Source organism: Brevundimonas sp. (assembly GCF_035627055.1).
Classification (GTDB): Bacteria; Pseudomonadota; Alphaproteobacteria; order Caulobacterales; family Caulobacteraceae; genus Brevundimonas.
On sequence record NZ_DASPMM010000007.1, the window covers coordinates 39,853 to 58,534 of the forward strand.

Annotated in this window: 18 protein-coding genes; 11 read left to right on the forward strand and 7 right to left on the reverse strand. The window is 70.9% G+C overall.

Translation table 11 applies throughout. The annotated features are described in order from the left end of the window. Positions 1-88 precede the first annotated feature (88 nt). Positions 89-1,408, forward strand: coding sequence for a Coenzyme F420 hydrogenase/dehydrogenase, beta subunit C-terminal domain (locus VEA98_RS02630; protein ID WP_324810896.1), 1,320 nt, complete (start codon positions 89-91; stop codon positions 1,406-1,408). Here VEA98_RS02630 and VEA98_RS02635 read toward each other — a convergent pair. The 5 genes from VEA98_RS02635 to VEA98_RS02655 are packed head-to-tail and all read right to left on the reverse strand — an operon-like array spanning position 1,373 to position 6,143. Further along, positions 1,373-2,740, reverse strand: coding sequence for a UDP-glucose/GDP-mannose dehydrogenase family protein (locus tag VEA98_RS02635; protein ID WP_324810898.1), 1,368 nt, complete (start codon positions 2,738-2,740; stop codon positions 1,373-1,375). The genes VEA98_RS02630 and VEA98_RS02635 overlap by 36 nt on opposite strands. Continuing rightward, positions 2,737-3,672, reverse strand: coding sequence for a beta-xylosidase (locus VEA98_RS02640; RefSeq protein ID WP_324810900.1), 936 nt, complete (start codon positions 3,670-3,672; stop codon positions 2,737-2,739). Before VEA98_RS02640 ends, VEA98_RS02635 begins: the two co-directional genes overlap by 4 nt. Next, positions 3,669-4,454: a TIGR04290 family methyltransferase gene (locus VEA98_RS02645; RefSeq protein WP_324810901.1), complete on the reverse strand. Its 786-nt coding sequence runs from the start codon at positions 4,452-4,454 to the stop codon at positions 3,669-3,671. Before VEA98_RS02645 ends, VEA98_RS02640 begins: the two co-directional genes overlap by 4 nt. Beyond that, complete coding sequence (locus tag VEA98_RS02650; protein ID WP_324810902.1) at positions 4,447-5,043, reverse strand: histidine phosphatase family protein; 597 nt, start codon at positions 5,041-5,043, stop codon at positions 4,447-4,449. Before VEA98_RS02650 ends, VEA98_RS02645 begins: the two co-directional genes overlap by 8 nt. Continuing rightward, positions 5,040-6,143 (reverse strand): inositol-3-phosphate synthase, encoded by a 1,104-nt coding sequence (locus tag VEA98_RS02655; RefSeq protein ID WP_324810904.1) that lies wholly within the window; start codon positions 6,141-6,143, stop codon positions 5,040-5,042. The genes VEA98_RS02650 and VEA98_RS02655 overlap by 4 nt, the downstream gene beginning before the upstream one ends. Positions 6,144-6,448: 305 nt before the next feature. On the opposite strand from VEA98_RS02655, the gene VEA98_RS02660 reads away from it, so the two are divergent. The 9 genes from VEA98_RS02660 to VEA98_RS02700 are packed head-to-tail and all read left to right on the forward strand — an operon-like array spanning position 6,449 to position 16,580. Beyond that, positions 6,449-7,561 carry an NAD-dependent epimerase/dehydratase family protein gene (locus VEA98_RS02660; protein ID WP_324810906.1) on the forward strand — a complete coding sequence of 371 codons (1,113 nt, stop codon included), beginning with the start codon at positions 6,449-6,451 and terminating at the stop codon, positions 7,559-7,561. Continuing rightward, positions 7,558-8,601: an SDR family NAD(P)-dependent oxidoreductase gene (locus VEA98_RS02665; protein WP_324810908.1), complete on the forward strand. Its 1,044-nt coding sequence runs from the start codon at positions 7,558-7,560 to the stop codon at positions 8,599-8,601. Before VEA98_RS02660 ends, VEA98_RS02665 begins: the two co-directional genes overlap by 4 nt. Beyond that, positions 8,598-9,713 carry a glycosyltransferase family 4 protein gene (locus VEA98_RS02670; protein WP_324810910.1) on the forward strand — a complete coding sequence of 372 codons (1,116 nt, stop codon included), beginning with the start codon at positions 8,598-8,600 and terminating at the stop codon, positions 9,711-9,713. The genes VEA98_RS02665 and VEA98_RS02670 overlap by 4 nt, the downstream gene beginning before the upstream one ends. Further along, positions 9,710-10,825 (forward strand): CgeB family protein, encoded by a 1,116-nt coding sequence (locus VEA98_RS02675; RefSeq protein WP_324810911.1) that lies wholly within the window; start codon positions 9,710-9,712, stop codon positions 10,823-10,825. Before VEA98_RS02670 ends, VEA98_RS02675 begins: the two co-directional genes overlap by 4 nt. Further along, positions 10,825-11,916 (forward strand): CgeB family protein, encoded by a 1,092-nt coding sequence (locus VEA98_RS02680; protein WP_324810912.1) that lies wholly within the window; start codon positions 10,825-10,827, stop codon positions 11,914-11,916. The genes VEA98_RS02675 and VEA98_RS02680 overlap by 1 nt, the downstream gene beginning before the upstream one ends. Beyond that, positions 11,913-14,024 (forward strand): bifunctional glycosyltransferase/UDP-glucuronate decarboxylase, encoded by a 2,112-nt coding sequence (locus VEA98_RS02685; RefSeq protein WP_324810914.1) that lies wholly within the window; start codon positions 11,913-11,915, stop codon positions 14,022-14,024. Before VEA98_RS02680 ends, VEA98_RS02685 begins: the two co-directional genes overlap by 4 nt. Before the next feature lie 6 nt (positions 14,025-14,030). Then, positions 14,031-14,582 (forward strand): DUF1003 domain-containing protein, encoded by a 552-nt coding sequence (locus tag VEA98_RS02690; protein ID WP_324810916.1) that lies wholly within the window; start codon positions 14,031-14,033, stop codon positions 14,580-14,582. Continuing rightward, the gene (locus VEA98_RS02695) at positions 14,575-15,561 is read left to right on the forward strand and encodes an MDR/zinc-dependent alcohol dehydrogenase-like family protein (protein WP_324810918.1); all 987 of its coding nucleotides are present in this window, start codon (positions 14,575-14,577) and stop codon (positions 15,559-15,561) included. Before VEA98_RS02690 ends, VEA98_RS02695 begins: the two co-directional genes overlap by 8 nt. Continuing rightward, positions 15,558-16,580: a Gfo/Idh/MocA family oxidoreductase gene (locus VEA98_RS02700; protein ID WP_324810920.1), complete on the forward strand. Its 1,023-nt coding sequence runs from the start codon at positions 15,558-15,560 to the stop codon at positions 16,578-16,580. Before VEA98_RS02695 ends, VEA98_RS02700 begins: the two co-directional genes overlap by 4 nt. 6 nt (positions 16,581-16,586) lie before the next feature. Here the strand turns inward: VEA98_RS02700 and VEA98_RS02705 are convergent, their stop codons facing one another. Further along, positions 16,587-17,321: a Crp/Fnr family transcriptional regulator gene (locus VEA98_RS02705; RefSeq protein WP_324810922.1), complete on the reverse strand. Its 735-nt coding sequence runs from the start codon at positions 17,319-17,321 to the stop codon at positions 16,587-16,589. Positions 17,322-17,519: 198 nt separating this feature from the next. Then, positions 17,520-18,242: a Crp/Fnr family transcriptional regulator gene (locus VEA98_RS02710; protein ID WP_324810924.1), complete on the reverse strand. Its 723-nt coding sequence runs from the start codon at positions 18,240-18,242 to the stop codon at positions 17,520-17,522. Positions 18,243-18,431: 189 nt separating this feature from the next. Here VEA98_RS02710 and VEA98_RS02715 point away from each other — a divergent pair, with 189 nt between their 5' ends. Then, positions 18,432-18,680 carry a DUF6894 family protein gene (locus VEA98_RS02715; RefSeq protein WP_324810926.1) on the forward strand — a complete coding sequence of 83 codons (249 nt, stop codon included), beginning with the start codon at positions 18,432-18,434 and terminating at the stop codon, positions 18,678-18,680. Positions 18,681-18,682: the final 2 nt, after the last annotated feature.

The following is an 18,682-nucleotide window of genomic DNA, read 5'->3' on the forward strand; positions in this document are numbered from 1 at the left end:
ACCTTACAGCCCCGACGACATCGTCCGGTCAGGGCTATGCATCGGCTGCGGCGCCTGCGTCGGGGCGGACCGGAGCGGCCGCTCGGCCATGGCCATGGACCCTCACGGGCATCTGAAGCCGACCGGGCCGGCCGGCTGGCGACGGACCCGCTCGTCCGGGTTCTCGGCCCTCTGCCCCTTTTCCCCGGCCGCGGCCGACGAGGATGACATCGCGATCGGCCGCTACCCGGATGCGCCGCTGGACGATGCTCGCATAGGCCGCTTCGTCTCGGCGTGGGTGGGCCATGTCGCGGAGGGCGAGTTCCGCACCAGCGGCAGTTCGGGCGGCATGGCCAACTGGACGGCGGCGGAGCTGCTGCGCACCGGCCGGGTCGACGCCGTCGCCCATGTCGGCGGCCTGCCGCGCGACGCCGCCGACGACCCGCTGTTCGGCTACCGCCTGTCCCGCACGCTGGAGGAGCTGAGCGCCGCCGCCAAGTCGCGCTACCACCCGGTCGAACTGTCCGGCGTGATCCAGACCATCCGCGAGACGCCGGGACGCTACGCCGTGCTCGGCGTGCCCTGCTTCATCAAGGCGGTGCATCTGCTGCGGGCGGGCGACCCGGTGCTGCGCGAACGGATCGTCTTCACCCTCGGCCTGTTCTGCGGCCACATGAAAAGCCTGCGCATGGCCGAGAGCTTCGCCCGGCAGACCGGCGTCCGCATGGAGGACGTCGCCCGGATGGACTACCGCCTCAAGGACCCTGACCGGCCGGCCAATGTCTACACCGCCTCGTTCGAGTTGAAAGACGGAGGAGAGCGGCGCCGCGACTGGTGGAATTTCGCCGACGGCGACTGGGGGGCGGGCTTCTTCCAGAACCCGGCCTGCGACTGGTGCGACGACGTCGTGGCCGAAACGGCGGACATCTCGTTCGGCGACGCCTGGGTGGAGCCGTACTCGTCCGATGGGCGTGGGACCAATGTGGTGGTGGTGCGCGCGCCGGAGCTCGACCGGATGGTGCGCGAAGCGGTCGGCGAGGGCCGGCTGCAGCTCGAGCCGGTCGACGCCGACTTCATCCACCGCACGCAGGCGGCCGGGTTCCGGCACCGGCGCGAAGGGCTGGCCTGGCGGTTGAGCTGGCCCCGCCCCGGCAGGGTGCGGCCGCGCAAGCGGATCGCTCCAGGGCGGAGAGGCCTGCCGCTGCGCCGCCGGGCCGTCTACGCCATGCGCTTTCTGATCAGCCGCTGGAGCCGTCCGATGTTCCAGCTGGCGCGGCGCACCGGCCGGCCCGGCCTCTATCTGCGCTGGGCCGCCGCCATGCTCGCCCTCTACCAGGCGCTGGCCTGGTCGCGCGGGCGGCTCGGGGCCGCCCTGGACCGGCTCGAGGCGATGTCAGGCGGCGGCTCCGGCCGACCGCGTGGCGCGTAGGGGGTTGGTCCGGGCGGGCTCCCTCGCAGCGGCGGCGGGCCGGCCGATCGAGACGTAGTCGAAGCCCGCCCGGGTGGCGTCGTCCGGATCGAACAGGTTGCGCATGTCGATCAGCCGCGGCGTCTCGACCACGCTCGCCAAGCGGGACAGGTCGAGCGTCCGGAAGACTGGCCATTCGGTGAGCACCACCACCGCCGACGCCCCCCTGGCGGCCTCGACGGCGTCGCGGCAGAAAACCACGCCCGGCAGCAGGTCGCGCGCCGCCTCCATCCCCTTCGGATCGAAGGCCCTCACCGTCGCCCCGCGCCGCTGCAGGTCCGGAATCAGCTCCAGCGAGGCCGCCTCGCGCATGTCGTCGGTGCCGGCCTTGAAGGTCAGCCCCAGGACGGCGACGGTCTGGCCCTTGAGATCGCCCGCAACCGCCGCGACGCGGGCGGCGAGCAGGCGCTTCCGCTCCCGGTTCGCTTCCGCCGCGGCGGTCACGACCCGCAGCGGCACGGCGGCGGCGCGGCCCGTGCCGAGCAGGGCGTCCGTGTCCTTGGGGAAGCAGGACCCGCCGAAGCCCGGGCCCGGCTCGAGGAACCGCGCCCCGATCCGCGCATCCAGGCCCATGCCCTCCGCCACCCGCGCGGCGTCGGCGCCCAACTCCTCGCACAGGTCGGCGATCTCGTTGATGTAGCTGATCTTGACCGCCAGGAAGGCGTTGGCCGCGTATTTGATCAGCTCGGAGGTGCGGCGGTCGGTCATCAGCAGCGGCGCGCCGGCGTCGGTCAGGGGCGCATACACCTGTTGCATCACCTGGCGGGCGCGCCCGTCGTCGGTCCCGACCACGATGCGGTCCGGCTTCAGGAAGTCGCCGATGGCCGAGCCTTCGCGCAGGAACTCCGGATTGGAGACCACGGCCACGTCGGCGTCCGGCCGCAGCTCGGCCAGCTGCGCCTCGATCCGGTCGCCGGTCCCGACCGGCACCGTCGACTTGGTGACCACGGCCGTGAAGCCGGCGAGGTGCGGCGCCAGATCGGCGATCGCCGCGCGCAGGAAGCCGAGGTCGGCTTCGCCGTCCGGCCCGGGCGGCGTGCCGACGGCGATGAAGATCGCATCGCGATCCGGCGCCATGGCTGCGACATCGGTGGAGAAGGTCAGCCGCCCCGCCTGCCGCTGGGTCCGGATCAGCTCGATCAGGCCCGGCTCGTAGATCGGGCAGCCGCCGTTGTTCAGCAGCTCGATCTTCTGCGGCAGGGCGTCGACGCAGACCACCTCGTGGCCGAGTTCCGCCAGACAGGTTCCGGTGACCAGGCCGACATAGCCCGTGCCGATGACGCCGATCTTCATGCCAGCTCCCTTGAAACGATGTGATCCTGAACGGGCGCGGCCCGGCGCGGGGCATAGCGGGCGACCATCTCGGCGCAGAACTCCGCGAACTCCTCCGCGACTTGCGGCGGACTGGTGTGGTGCGGCTCGATGCCCCGGTGTTCGGGCGTGAAGCAGAAGGTGACGGTGGTTTCGAACTCCGCCAGCGCCTCCATCTGCCGGTCGAACCAGTCCAGCGCGCCCTCGCGGTACCGGTCGGCCCAGGACAGGCCGGTCCGCACATGGCGCACGCCCAGTCGCCGGAACCAGGCCGCCGCGTCGTCCAGCCGGTGGTCGTGGAAGTGGAACCACTGGCACAGACCCATCCGGGCCGCGTAGGGCGCATAGGCGCCGACCGCCGGCTTGGGCGAGCCGTCCTCGCGCAGCAGCCCCATGTGGAAATGCCGGTAGTAGGACGAGCCCTCCGCCTCCTTGTGCCGGGTCGTCGCCTCCCAGGTGCGGGGCAGGTCGTAGAGGCTGTACCAGTGGATGCGCGGGGCCTGGCCGATCAGCAGGTCGGCGGTCTTCTTCACCCCCCAGGCCTGCACCTCCTCGGAACCGAAGGAGGAGACGCCGACCTCGGTGACCCAGACGGGCTTGTCGGTGACGGCGCGGATCTCGGCCACCTTCTCCGGCCAGGCGTCGATCGGCCACAGGTTCCAGTCCAGAGGAAAGCCGTGCACCGCGACCACGTCGACGTGGTCCAGTACGCCCTTGCCTTCCAGCCGCTGCAGGAAGAAGGGATCGATCGGCGACATGCCGCCGAGCACGCGAGTGAGGTCCGGGTTCTCGGCCCGGATGGCCTGGCCGGCCAGCCGCGTCATCTGCGCGAAGAGGTCCCATTCGGGGTCCAGCAGCGGGTCCCAGTGCGACTTGTTGTTGGGTTCGTTCCAGATCTTGACCGCTTCGATCACGCCTTGTCTCCGCTCCTGTCATGGCCGTTGGTCGAGGGGCGCGCGGGATAGGCCGCGCCCAGTCTCGGCGGCGGCCCGCGGCGGCACAGGAACACCTCCTCTTCCGGATGTTCGAGGATCTCGAAGCCGGCGCTGCGCAGCATTGCCGCGCTGCAGGCGGCGTTGGGAGCCCACCAGTTGGTCGGGTCGTGGGCGTAGCGGTGCTCGATGAAGTGCAGCTTCGGATAGCCCGGCGCGTCGAAATGGGCCTGGTCGTTGAAGTCGTAGTCGGGCGCGACGGGGAAGACCTCGGGCGAGCCCCGCTGCATCGACTGGAACAGCAGCAGGTCGTCGGCGACGTGCTCGTGGATCAGGTCCAGCGCCAGAAGCGGATGGCGCAGGTGGTAGAGCACCCCCATGAAGATCACGAGGTCGAACCGCTCCTTCAGCGCCGCCAGGTCGTAGACGGACAGCTTGCGGAACTCGATGTCCGCCTCCTCCACCTCGGCGGCGAAGCGGGCCTGGGCCAGGTAGCGGTCGTCGAAGTCGATGCCGAGCACCCGGTCGGCCCCGCGCCGCTTCATCTCGATCGAGTAGAAGCCGGCGTTGCAGCCGATATCCAGAACGCTCTTGCCGGTCAGGTCGGCGGGGATGGCATGCGCGAATCCGGCGAATTTGTTGGCCGGGTAGTCGTACAGGAAATGATCGGGCGCGGTGCGCACCCCCTTCAGGTCCATGTTGTGGAACCAGTCGCCGAGCTCGGCGACGCGGGCGCGGATCTGCTCCGGATTCAGGTCAGCCATGGGGGACCTCGTTCAGCGCGTGAAGTTTCAGAAGCCCGTCGGCGGCGACCAGGGTGGTGATCGATCCGGGGCTGATCTCGAACCGGTCGTGGCAGCGCATGGACAGGCCGGTCGCCAGGCCGACCGCGGCCTTGATGACGTCGGCGTGGCTGACCGCCGCCACGACGCGGGCGCCGGAGCGGACGGTTCGTTCCAGCCAGCCGGCGAGCCGGGCCTGCACCTCCAGCATGGTCTCGCCCGACGGCGGACGCGCCAGGTCGCGGGCGCTGTTCCAGACCCGCCACGACGGCTCCGGTTCCAGGCTCTCGAAAGTCCGCCCGTTCCACTCCCCGAAATCGATCTCCATCAGGGCCTCCTCGTTCTGCAGCGCGACGCCGCACGCCCCGGCGATCCGTTCCGCCGTCTGCCGCGTCCGTTCCAGCGGACTGGTGTGGACCACCTCGACGCCTTCGCCCGCGAGACGCCGCCCCGCCGCGTCCGCCTGCGCCAGTCCAGCCTCGCCGAGGCGGACGCCGGCCGCCCGGCCGCACAGCCGCCCCTGCAGTTGATCGTGGACGCCGTGCCGCACCAGGAAGACGACCGTCGTCACGAGGCGAGGCGAGGCGCGGACTGGTCCAGGCCCTCGATGAAGTCCAGCGTGCGCAGCCGGGCCTCCTCGTCGGTGAACTGTTCCGGCGGCGACTTCATGAACCAGCTCGAGGGTCCGATCAGGGGACCGGAGACCCCGCGGTCCATGGCGACCTTGGCGCAGCGCACGGCGTCGATGACGACCCCGGCGCTGTTGGGGCTGTCCCAGACCTCCAGCTTCAGCTCGATGTTCAGCGGCACGTCGCCGAAGGTGGTGCCCTCCAGTCGGATGTGCGCCCATTTCCGGTCGGTCAGCCAGGGCACGAAGTCGCTCGGTCCGACGTGGACGTCGTCAGCCGGCAGCGGCACGTCCAGCTGGCTGGTCACCGCCTGGGTCTTCGAGATCTTCTTCGAGGTCAGCCGCTCGCGCTCCAGCATGTTCTTGAAGTCGGAGTTGCCGCCGAAATTGAGCTGGTACATCCGGTCGATGCGGACGCCGCGTTCGCGCATCAGATTGGCCAGCACGCGGTGGACGATGGTGGCGCCGACCTGGCTCTTGATGTCGTCGCCGACGATCGGCAGCCCCCGCTGGCGGAAGCGCGCCGCCCAGGCCGGGTCTGAGGCGATGAACACCGGAATGCAGTTGACGAAGGCGCAGCCGGCCTTCAGCGCCGCCTCGGCGTAGTACTCGGTGGCGCGCTGCGACCCGACCGGCAGATAGGACACCAGCACGTCCGTGCCGCTGTCGCGCAGGACCCGGGCGACGTCGACCGGGTCCTCGGCCGCCTCCTCGATGTCGCCCGCCATATACTGGCCGATGCCGTCCAGGGTCGGTCCGCGCATGACCTGCACGCCGGTGGGATCAGGCGCCGCGAAGCGGATGGTGTTGTTCGGGTCGCTGAAGATGGCCTGGGCGACGTCGCGCCCGACCTTGCCGGCATGGACGTCGAAGGCGGATGCGATCTCCATGTCGCCGACGTGGTAGCCGCCCAGCTCGACGTTCATCAGCCCGGGCGGCGGCTCGTTGCCGACCGCCTCGGCATAGTGGCTGAGACCCTGCACGAACGAGGAGGCGCAGTTGCCGACGCCGACGACGCCGATGCGCACCTTTTTCCGACCCATGGGCATCTCCCGGGGTCCGGCCGCCCCATGCAAGCCGGACGATTGGAGAAGCATCTACAAAGCTTATGGTTCCGCCTGATCAACAGCAACGCTGGCATCCGAATATTGCTACGCTGTTCCGGGCATTGAAATTACCTCGGCGAAATAAGCATCTCTGTTCTAATGTCGTGTATCCGACATAGGCGGCAGGGGAACTAACCAGTAGAAGAAGATGTTGCTGGCTCGAACCTGGACTGGAGAGCCGCAGTGCCCACGACCCTTCGCCCTGCCCGTTGCGACACCTTCCGGCTTCGGGAGCGAGGCTGATGGGCGACACCATCCTGATCACCGGCGGGGCCGGTTTCGTGGGCCGTCACCTTGCCCGGGCCCTGCTGGAACAGGGGCATCGGGTGCGGGCGCTGGACAGCCTCATCGAGCAGGTCCACCCGACCCGGACCCGACCACACGAACTGGATTCCGACGTCGAGTTGATGGTCGGCGACATCCGCGACGAGGCAGCGGTGCTGGCCGCCCTGTCCGGCGTCGACAAGGTCATCCACCTGGCCGCCGAGGTCGGGGTCGGCCAGAGCATGTACGCCATCGACCGCTACACCTCGGTCAACGACTACGGCACGGCCGTGCTGTTCCAGCAGTTGATCGATCAGCCGGTCCAGCGCGTCGTCGTCGCCTCGTCGATGAGCATCTATGGCGAGGGGCTGTACCGCACCGCCGACGGCGCGCTGATGCAGGAGGTCGTGCGCGGCCCGCGCCATGCGGACGGCGGGTGGGACCCGCTCGACGCGCACGGCCGGCCGCTGATCCCGGTCCCGACCCCCGAGACCAAACAGCCGGCGCTGAAGAGCGTCTACGCCATCAACAAATATGTCCAGGAGCGGCTGACCCTGACCCTGACGGCTCAGTACGGCATGGAGAGCTGCGCCCTGCGGCTGTGGAACATCTACGGACCCGGCCAGGCGCTCTCGAATCCCTACACCGGCGTGCTGGCCATCTTCGCCTCGCGGATCGCCAACGGCCAGGCGCCGATGGTGTTCGAGGACGGTCAGCAGCGGCGCGACTTCGTGCACGTCTCCGACGTCGCCCGCGCCTTCCTGCTGGCGCTGGAGAAGCCGGAGGCCGACGGGCAGGTCTTCAACATCGGCTCCGGCGAGGACCGTACGGTCGAGGAAGTGGCGCGGCTGCAGGCCGCCTCGATGGGCCGCCCCGACCTTGAACCCCAGATCACCCAGCAGGCCCGCGCCGGAGACATCCGCCACAACATTCCCGATCTGACCCGGGCGCGCGAGGTGCTCGGCTATGAGGCGCGGGCGGATTTCTCCGAAGGCCTCGAGGAATTGGCCGAATGGGTCGCGAGGCAGGAGGCCGAGGACCGGGTCGTCGAAGCGCGGCGCGAACTGGAGATGCGGGGTCTGGTCGCATGAGCCGGGTCCTGATCACCGGCGGGGCCGGCTTCATCGGCAGCAACCTGGCCGACCGGCTGGCGGGCGCCGGCCACGAGGTCGTGCTGATGGACACCCTGGCTCGGCCGGGCGTCGAGCGGAACCTGAAGTGGCTGCTGCTGCGCCACCGCTCGCGCATCCGCAACCTGCAGACGGACGTGCGCGACACGGCGGCGGTCGCGGCCGCGGTCGCCGACGTCGACGCCGTCTTCCACCTGGCCGCCCAGGTGGCGGTGACCACCAGCCTCGACGACCCGCGCGAGGATTTCGACATCAATCTCGGCGGCACGATCAACGTCCTCGAGGCCGCGCGGAAGCGGCGTACGCCGGTCATCTTCGCCAGCACCAACAAGGTCTATGGCGACCTCGCCGACGTCGGTCTGGAACTGGTCGACGACGCCTGGACCCCGACCGATCGGACCTTGCGGGCGGCGGGCGTGGACGAGCGGCGGCCGCTCGACTTCCACACCCCCTACGGCTGCTCCAAGGGGGCGGCGGACCAGTACGTCCTCGACTACGCCCGCAGCTTCGACGTGCCCGCCTGCGTCCTGCGCATGAGCTGCATCTATGGTCCGCGCCAGATGGGCACGGAGGACCAGGGCTGGGTCGCCCATTTCCTGATCCGGGCCCTCAACGACGACCCGATCACCCTGTTCGGCGACGGCCGGCAGGTCCGCGACATCCTTCACGTGAGCAACGCGGTCGACGCCTATGTCGCCGCGCTGGAGCGGATCGACCAGGTCCGGGGCCGCGCCTTCAACCTCGGCGGCGGGCCGGCCAACGCCGTCAGCCTGCGCCAGCTGATCGCCCACATGGAAGGCCTGATCGGCCACCGCGCCGACGTGCGGTTCGAGGACTGGCGGGCGGGCGATCAGCGCTACTTCGTCGCCGACGCCTCGGCCGCCTGCACCACCCTGGGGCTGGCGGCGCCGACGGGATGGCGGGACGGCGTCGCCGACCTCGCCCGCTGGCTGCAGGCCGAAGGCGGTCTGGTCACCGCGCCGCAGACGGTCGCGGCATGACGTCGCTGCAGCCGCGTCGCGTGCTGATGACCACGGACGCCGTCGGCGGCGTGTGGACCTACGCGCTGGACCTGTCCGCCGGCCTGATCGCGCGCGGCGTCGAGGTGACGCTCGCCGTCCTCGGCCCCTCGCCGCAGCCGGGCCAACGCCGGGCCGCCGGGCGGATCGAGGATTTGACGGTCGTCGAGACTGGCCTTCCCCTCGACTGGACGGCGGCGAACGCCGCAGACGTCTCCGAGGCCGCGCACGGCGTCGCCCGGCTGGCGGCCGCCCACGGCGCGGACCTGGTGCACCTGAACACCCCCGCCCTCGCCGCCGAGGGCCGGTTCGCGATGCCGGTGGTCGGGGCCTGCCACTCCTGCCTCGCCAGCTGGTGGAGCACGGTGAAGGGCGAGGAGCCCATGCCCGAACCCTTCCGCTGGCGCACCGAGCTGCTGACGCGGGGCTACGCCGCCTGCGACCGGCTGATCGCCCCGAGCTACGCCTTCATGCAGGAGACCGCGGCCCTCTACGGCCTGCTGCCCCAGGCGGTGCGCAACGGGCGGACGCCGCCGACGGGCCCGGGCCCCACGCAGCGCAATCCCGTGGTCATGACCTCCGGCCGCCTCTGGGACGAGGCCAAGAACGTCCGGACGCTCGATCGCGCGGCCGGCCGCATGCGCGGCCAGGTTCATGCCGCCGGCCCGCTCAGGGGTCCGGACGGACAGGCCGCGGCCTTTGACAACATCCTGTGCCTGAACCAGCTCGACGCGCCGGTGCTGGCGCAGCATCTGGAACGCTCGGCGGTGTTCGCGTCGCTGTCGCTCTACGAGCCGTTCGGCCTCGGCGTGCTGGAGGCGGCGCAGGCCGGCTGCGCCCTCGTCCTGTCCGACATCCCGACCTTCCGGGAGTTGTGGCAGGGCGCGGCGGTGTTCGTGCCGGCCGATGACGACGCCGCCGTCGCCGAGGCGCTCGACGCCCTTCTGGACGACCCGGCGCAGGCCGCCGACCTCGGACGATGCGCGGCCGAGCGCAGCGCCCGCTTCACGGTCGAGGCCATGGTCGAGGGCACGCTGGCGGTCTATGGCGAGACCCTCGCCGCCCGCGCGCCCTTCCCGGAGGTGGCGGCGTGAAGGTGGTCTATTTCACCCATTCGCTGGAGTCGTGCTGGAACCACGGCAACGCCCACTTCCTCCGCGGCGTGCTGCGCGAACTGGTCGCGCGCGGGCACGAGGTGGCGGTGCACGAGCCGCGCGACGCCTGGAGCCGGGCCAATCTGGTGGCGGATCACGGCGAGGCGGGGCTCGAACCCTGGCGCCGCGCCTACCCGGAACTGGCCAGCCGCCGCTTCGACGAGCCCCGGCTGGAGCAGGCCCTGGACGGGGCGGATCTGGTCATCGTCCACGAATGGAACCAGCCCGCACTGGTCGCCGCCGTGGGACGGGCCCGCAAGCGCGGCGGCCGGTTCACCCTGCTGTTCCACGACACCCACCACCGGGCGGTCAGCGAACCGGGCGGGATCAAGACCTTCGACCTGTCCGGCTACGACGGCGTGCTGGCCTTCGGCGAGACGCTGGCGGAGGTCTATCGCCGCTGGGGCTGGGGCGACCGCGTCTTCGTCTGGCATGAGGCCGCCGATATTCGCCTGTTCCATCCGCCGACAGAGGAGGCGCCGCGCGAGGGGCTGATCTGGATCGGCAACTGGGGCGATGGCGAGCGGACGAAGGAGCTGGAGAGCTTCCTGTTCGCCCCCGCCCGCGACGCCGGGCTGAGCCTCGACATCCATGGCGTCCGCTATCCCCCCGAGGCGCTGAAGACGCTGAAGCGCTACGGCGCCCGCTACCACGGCTGGCTGGCCAACGCCGCGGCGCCCGCCGCCTTCGCCCGCCACATGGCCACCGTTCACGTGCCGCGCCGGTTCTACGTGCGCCAGCTGCCCGGCATCCCGACCATCCGGGTGTTCGAGGCCCTGGCCTGCGGCATCCCCCTGGTCAGCGCCCCGTGGGACGACAGCGAGGACCTGTTCACGGTGGGCGAGGACTTCCTGATGGTCCGCTCCGGCCCCGGGATGACCCGCGCCCTGCGCGCGCTGAAGGCCGAGCCCGCGCTGCGCTCGACCCTCGCCGCCCGTGGGCTGGCCACGATCCGCGCCCGCCACACCTGCAGCCACCGGGTCGACGAGCTGCTGGCCATCGTCGCGCGCCTGAAGGCCGCGCCTGTCGCCCCCGATCTGGAGACCGCCTGATGAAGATCGCCTTCTATGGGTCCAGCCTGCTGTCGGCCTACTGGAACGGCGCGGCGACCTACTACCGCGGCATGCTGCGTGAGCTGGCGGCGCGCGGCTGGGAGGTGACCTTCTACGAACCGGACGCCTTCGACCGCCAGTCGCACCGTGACATCGATCCGCCGGATTGGGCCGAGGTGGTGGTCTGGGACAACACCGCCGACGCCTGCCGCGCGGTGATCGCCCGCGCCGCCGAGGCCGATGTGGTGGTCAAGGCCTCGGGCGTCGGCGTGTTCGACGACGCGCTGCTGGCCGTGTTCGATCATGCGCGGTCCGACGCCCTGACCGCCTACTGGGACGTCGACGCTCCCGCGACCCTGGCGGAAATCCGGGATCAGCCGGAGCATCCCCTGCGCCGCGCCTTGCCCGAGATCGACATGGTGCTGACCTACGGCGGCGGCCCGCCGGTGATGTCGGCCTTCGAGGCGCTGGGCGCGCGGCTGTGCCGGCCGATCTACAATGCGCTGGATCCGACCACCCACCACCCGGTCGAGCCGCAGGCGCGGTTCGCGGCGGACCTGTCGCTGCTCGCCAACCGCCTGCCGGACCGCGAGGCGCGCATCGAGCGGTTCTTCATCGAACCCGCCGCCAGCCTGCCGGACCGGAGATTCCTGCTCGGCGGCAACGGCTGGCATGACAAGCCGCTGCCGGCGAACGTCCGCGCTCTCGGCCACGTCGGCACGGCGGACCACAACGCCTTCAACTGCTCGTCGCTGGCGGTGCTCAACGTGTCGCGCGACAGCATGGCCGAGAACGGCTTCTCGCCCGCCACCCGGGTGTTCGAGGCCGCGGGGGCCGGGGCCTGCCTGATCACCGACCACTGGGAAGGAATCGACCGCTTTCTCAAGCCGGACGAGGAGGTGCTGGTCGCCCGTGACGGGCAGGAGGTGGCGGACCATCTCGCCGCCCTGACGCCCGGACGGGCCCGCGCCGTGGGCGAGGCCGCGCGGCGCCGGGTGCTGGCCGAACACACCTACGCCCGCCGGGCCGACGAAGCCGACGCCCTGTTCCGCCAGTCCCTCGCCGCCCGCCGCGAAAGGACCGCCGCATGAGCCGGCCGATGAACATCGTCGTCCTCGGACTCAGCCTGTCGTCGTCGTGGGGCAATGGCCACGCGGTCACCTTCCGCGCCCTGCTGAAGGCGCTGGCGGGGCGCGGCCACCGCATCCTGTTCCTCGAGCGCGAGACGCCCTGGTATTCGGCCCACCGCGACCTCGAGACCCCGGACTACTGCGCCCTGAAATTCTACGACGGTCTCGAAGGGCTCGAAGCCTTCGCCGGCGAGGTGGCGACCGCCGACGCCGTGATCGTCGGCTCCTATGTTCCGGACGGGATCGCGGTCGGCGACTGGGTCAAGCGCAGCGCCAGGGGCGTCGTCGCCTTCTACGACATCGACACCCCGGTCACTCTCGGTCGGCTGGAGCGCGACGACTGCGACTATCTCGCGCCCCGGCAGATCGCCGGCTACGACGTCTACTTCTCCTTCACCGGCGGCCCGACCCTGGAGCGGATCGAGCGGGACTACGGCTCGCCCGCCGCCCGCGCCCTCTACTGTTCGGCCGATCCGGAGACGTACCGGCCGGTCGACGCCCCGCGCCGCTGGGACCTGTCCTACCTCGGCACCTGGAGCGCGGATCGGCAGCCGGTGCTCGACCGGCTGCTGATCGAACCGGCCCGGCGCCTGCCGCAGATGAGCTTCGTCGTCGCCGGGCCGCAGTATCCCGACGACATCGACTGGCCCGCCAATGTCCAGCGCATCGACCATGTGCCGCCGGCCGACCATCCGGCCTTCTACGCCGCCAGCCGCTTCACCCTGAACGCCACCCGCGCCGACATGGTCGAGGCCGGCTACAGCCCCTCGATCCGGCTGTTCGAGGCCGCCGCCTGCGCCGCCCCGGTGATCTCGGACGTGTGGCCGGGGCTGGATAAGCTGTTCACCCCGGACCACGAGATCATCCTCGCGCGCACCAGCGAAGACGTCGTCGCCGCCCTGCAGTCCCCGCCCGCCGACGGCCGGCGCATGGGCCTGGCCGCTCGCGATCGCATCCTCGCCGCCCACACCCCCGCCCATCGCGCTGAAACCGTGGAGCGCGAACTGCTCGCCGCGCGATCGCGCCGCGGCGACGCCCTGCCCGCCCGTTCAACGGAGACTTCCATGAAGACCACCCCGGACCGCAAGTCGGTCCTCGTCGCCGGCGGGGCCGGCTTCCTCGGATCCCACCTCTGCGACCGCCTGCTGGCCGACGGCCATCACGTCGTCTGCCTCGACAACCTGCAGACCGGCGACCTGTCCAATCTCGAGGCGGCGATGAAGAAGCCGAATTTCGAGTTCGTCCGCCACGACGTCGTCGATCCCCTGCCGGCGCGGCTCACCGAACGCCGCTTCGACCGCGTCTACGATCTCGCCTGCGCCGCCTCGCCGCCGCAGTACCAGGCCGATCCCGAGCACACGATGCTGACCTGCGTGGTCGGCGTCACCCACCTGCTGCAACTGGCCCAGAAATGCGGCGCCCGCTTCCTGCTGACCTCGACCAGCGAGATCTACGGCGACCCCGAGGTGCACCCCCAGCCGGAGACCTATCGCGGCAACGTCAATCCGATCGGGCCGCGCGCCTGCTACGACGAGGGCAAGCGCGCCGCCGAGACGCTGACCTTCGACTACGACCGCTCGGGGCGGGGCGAGGTGCGGGTGGCCCGCATCTTCAACACCTACGGCCCCCGCCTGTCCGCCGCCGACGGCCGCGTGGTCTCCAATGTCATCAGCCAGGCCCTGGCCGACCAGCCCATCACCGTCTTCGGCGACGGCAGCCAGACGCGGTCGTTCTGCTACGTCGACGACATGATCGGCGGCCTGATCGCCCTGATGGAACACGACGGGCCCCAGCCTGGCCCGGTCAACCTCGGCAATCCGGTCGAGATGACCGTCTCCGAACTGGTCGAGGTGGTGCTGGACCTGACCGGCTCCGCGTCGCGCGTGGTCCACCGGCCGTTGCCGGTCGACGATCCGCGTCGCCGCCGGCCCGACATCGCCCGCGCCGCCGAGGTGCTCGGCTGGAGCCCCGCCACCCCGCTGGAGGAGGGCCTGCGCCGGACCATCGACTGGTTCGACGGCGAGCGCTTGCGCGGCGGGCGGGAGCCGGCCGCGGCGATCAGCGCGTGAGGACCGATGACCGGCAGGGGACCGACGACGGCGGCCGCCGAGGGACTGGCGTCCGTCCTGCGGCGGAACATCGCCGAGATGCGCGAGCGCCGCGAGAGCGCCGAGCGCACCGCGCCGGCCAGCGAACGGCTGGCCGAGGGGATCACCGACTTCGCCGGAAGCCTGCGGTTCGTGTTGCTGCACCTTCTGCTGTTCGGCGGCTGGATCCTGGTCAACACGCTCGGCCCCGCGGGCTGGCGGTTCGATCCCAGTCTCGTCGTCCTGGCGATGGCGGCCTCCGTGGAGGCCATCTTCCTGTCGACCTTCATCCTGATCAGCCAGAACCGCATCTCCGCCGCCGAGCGCCGACGCGCGGAACTCGACCTTCAGATCAACCTTCTCGCCGAGCATGAGGTGACCCGATTGATCGACCTCGTCACCCGCATCGCCGAACGCCTCGAAGTGCCGGCCCGCGACGCGGACCTCGACGAACTGCGCCGCGACGTAGCTCCCGGCGCCGTTCTCGACACCCTCGCCGAACCGCAGGACCCGCCTGTCGCCGGACATGAACATGACTGACGTCCTGAACCACACCCGCACCATGCGCGCCGCCGTGGTCACCGGCCCCGGCCGGCTGGAGCTGCGCGAGACCGCCCTGCCGCAGCCCGGCGCCGGACAGCTGCGCGTCAGGCTGGAGGGCTGCGGCGTCTGCGCCTCCAATCTGACGCCCTGGGCCGGACCCGAATGGATGACCTTCCCGACCGAACCGGGGGGCATGGGGCACGAGGGCTGGGGCGTGGTCGACGCAGTCGGCGAAGGCGTCGCGGGCCTGAAGGTCGGCGACCGGGTCGCCTTCCTGTCGGGCCACGCCTACGCCGAATACGACATCGCCGACGCCGCGTCGGCGGTGAAACTGCCGCCGGACCTCGACGGCCAGCCCTTCCCCGGCGAGCCCTTCGCCTGCGCCTTCAACATCTTCCGCCGCAGCGCCATCGAGGCCGGGCAGACCGTGGCCATTGTCGGCGTGGGCTTCCTCGGCGCCGTGCTGACCCGACTGGCGACCGAGGCCGGGGCGCGGGTGATCGCCATCTCGCGCCGCCCCTCCTCCCTCGATCTCGCCCGCCGGATGGGCGCGGCCGAGACCCTCCCGATGGAGGATCACTACGGGATCATCTCGCACGTGTCGCAGCTGACCGGCGGCGCCTTCTGCGACGTGGTCATCGAGGCGGTCGGCAAGCAGTGGCCGCTCGATCTCTCGGCCGAACTGACGAAGGAACGCGGCCGGCTGGTCATCGCCGGCTACCACCAGGACGGCCCGCGGCAGGTCAACATGCAGCTGTGGAACTGGCGCGGTCTCGACGTCGTCAACGCGCACGAGCGCGACGCCGCGGTCTATGTCCAGGGCCTGCGCGAGGCCGTGGATGCGGTGGTCGCCGGCCGTCTCGACCCTGCGCCCCTGCTCACCCACGTCTACCGGCTGGATCAGCTGGACCAGGCGCTGGACGCCACGCGCGACAAACCCGACGGCTTCGTCAAGGCGCTGGTGATGATGACATGACCGACGCCCTGCTCGAACGATCCCGGCGGGCGGCGACTGACAAGCCGCGGATCGGCTTCCTCGGCGTGGGCTGGATCGGCCGTCACCGGATGGAGGCCATGCTGGCGACCGGCGCGGTCGAGGCCTCCGTGATCGCCGATCCTTCGGACGCGATGCGGGCCGACGCCGCCGGCCTGGCCCCCGAGGCGCCCCGGGTCGGCGGCTTCGACGCCCTGCTGGAGCACGACCTCGACGGCGTCGTCATCGCCACCCCCAGCGCCCTGCACGCCGAACAGGCGCGGCGCGCCCTCGCCCGCGGCATGGCGGTCTTCTGCCAGAAGCCGCTGGGCCGGACCGAGGCGGAGGTGCGCGAGGTGATCGACGCCGCCCGCCGCGCCGACCGCCTGCTCGCCGTCGATCTCAGCTACCGGTTCACCGAGGCGGCGCGCGCTGTCCGCGCCCTGGTCGAGGCCGGCGAACTCGGCCGGGTCCACGCCGTCGACCTGACCTTCCACAACGCCTATGGGCCGGACAAGCCGTGGTTCTACGATCCCGCCCTGTCCGGGGGCGGCTGCGTCATGGACCTTGGCGTCCACCTCGTCGATCTGGCCCTGTGGCTGCTCGGCGACGCGACGGTGACCGATGTCTCGTCGCACCTGTTCGCCGGCGGCCGGTTGACCGACGACCCCCGGGTCGCCGAGGACTACGCCGTGGCCACCCTCACGCTCGACACCGGCGCGGTGGTGCGTCTGGCCTGTTCGTGGCGCCTGCCTGCGGGCCAGGACGCGGTCATCTCCGCCAACCTGTACGGCGAGCGTGGCGGGGCCGGTCTGCGCAACGTCGATGGCTCCTTCTACGACTTCACCGCCGAGCAGTTCGAGGGCACCGCCCGCCGCGTGCTCGCCTCGCCGCCGGACGAATGGGGAGGGCGCGCCGCGGCCGACTGGGCCCGGCGCCTCGCCGCGGGGGAGCGGTTCGACCCGGGCGTCGAGGGCCTGGTCCCGGTCGCGCGCGCCCTGGACCGCATCTACCGGCGGTAAGCGGCCTCAGGCGAACCGCCGGGAGCGGGCGACGTCGTCCGGCTCGAAGTCGCGCAGGGCATGGGCGTAGCATTCGCAGGCGTGCGCCTCGAGCCGTTCGGGATCGAGCACCTGCACGACTCCCCGGCTGTAGCGAAGCGCCCCCGACGCCTTCATCTGCAGGGCGCTGGCGTTGAGCGTGGTCCGCTGCACCCCCAGAATCACCGCCATGTCGTCTTGGGTCAGGGGCAGGCGAGTCTCGCCGGTCCGGGCGCAGGTCAGCAGCAGCCATTTGGCCAGCCGCGCGGCCACATCGTGGACGGCCCCGCACGCCAGTTCCTGCTCGGCCCGGACCGCCGCCTTGCGCACCATCCGCAGCAGCAGCCGCCGCAGCCCCTCGTTCTCGTCGGCCGCGGCCCTCAGCAGCGGCGCGGGAATGGCCCTCGCCGGGCCGCTGATCCTGACTACGGTGCGACAGGTCTCGGGTTCCGAGGTCAGGCAGGACAGCAGGCCGACGGCGTCGTCCTGGCCCAGCGAGGCGACCTCGACCGTCCGACCGTCGGCCATGGCGGCGAGGCTCGACAGCAGGGCGCCTTCCGGAAAGATGACGGCGTGGGGAACCGCGCCCTCCTCGAACACCGTATCGCCGTTCAGCAGCGACAGTGGGCGAACCTGACCCAGGACGCCAGGATCGGCGCGATACAGCGCAAGCAAAAGCCGGTTTCGCAGGGCCGCGGGGGCTCCCAATTCGACAGACTCCATGGGTTCCAGAATCATGCAGTTCCGACCAGGACATACGGCAAGGGCGGCGGCTGGATTCCGGTTCGTCGGCTCCAGCAGCCGGGCCGGTCAGGATATCACCAGTGGTGCGGCCGGTTTTTAACCTGCATCAAGATCCGGCAGGTTCCTGGCGCCCGGGCGTCGGCGGCGGCGGCGTCCGGCGAACGGCGCGGGGCATCCTCAGAGCGCCTGGGCGGAGTGCTGTCGCTCCAGGTGCAGGTAGCGCGGGTTGAAGTCGGCCTCGTCGCGCATCCGCTGCCAGGACGGGAACACGATGTTGCGCTTGTTGCGCGTGATCAGCCCGTCGGCCTCGAGCGCCTTCAGCGTCCGGTTCACGTGCACGGGGGTCAGGCCGACCGCGTCGGCGAGCTGTTCCTGGGTGATCGGCAGTTCGAATCCGCCGCCGTCGACCAGGCCCTGCGCCTCCATGCGGCTGGCGAACTCGCACAGCAGATGCGCCAGACGGGTGCGCGCGTCGCGCCGGCCGACGTTCAGCACCCACTCGCGGAAGATCGAGCCCTCGACGAGGACGCTGGTCATGACCGCCTGCCGGACAAGGGGCCGCGCGTCGACCAGGTCGAGCAGGTCCTTGCGGGGGACGAAGGCGACCTCGCCGCGGGTCAGCATCTGCACGCTGTGGTCGGCGACATCGAGGAACAGGTGCTGCAGGTCCACGGCGTCGCCGGGGATGTGCAGGGCGACGATCTGACGGACGCCCTCGCCGGTCAGTTTCTGCCGATAGGCGAAACCCGAGCCGATCACGCCACACAGGGCCGGGACGTCGCCTTCGCGGGTCAGGTAGGTTGAGGCTTCCATCGTCCGCGTGCGATGGGGCAGGCTCAGAACGGCCTGCCGATCCACCTCCGGCAGGTCGACGATCAGCTCCAGTCTTCGCAAAAGCATTCGAAGGGGAGTGTCATCGAGAGGCATGGCGGCTCCGGCATTAGGGGCGGGAGCACATGGAAACTCTCTGTCGCCGAAGCCCGGATAACCGTTCGGTGATACTCTACAATAACATAAGTCATGCCGGTCGTCTTAACTTGTGTTATGTTTGATCCTGCTGAGCAATCTTCGCCCAGTGCGAAGGTTTGCATGCCGGTCTATTTTTTCCATCTCCGGGACGGCCACGACACCCTCCTCGATCCGGACGGGCGTGACCTGAACGGCGCTGACGCCATCGCGCGCGCCGCCCTGGCCGAGGCCCGCGCCCTGATCAGCGACGAAGCCCGGCTGGGCCGCATCCGCCTCGACCAGCGCATCGACGTCGAGGACGCCGACGGACAGGTGGTCCACAGCCAGCCCTTCGACGGGGCGGTCGAGATCGTCGGCGGGGACTGCTGACG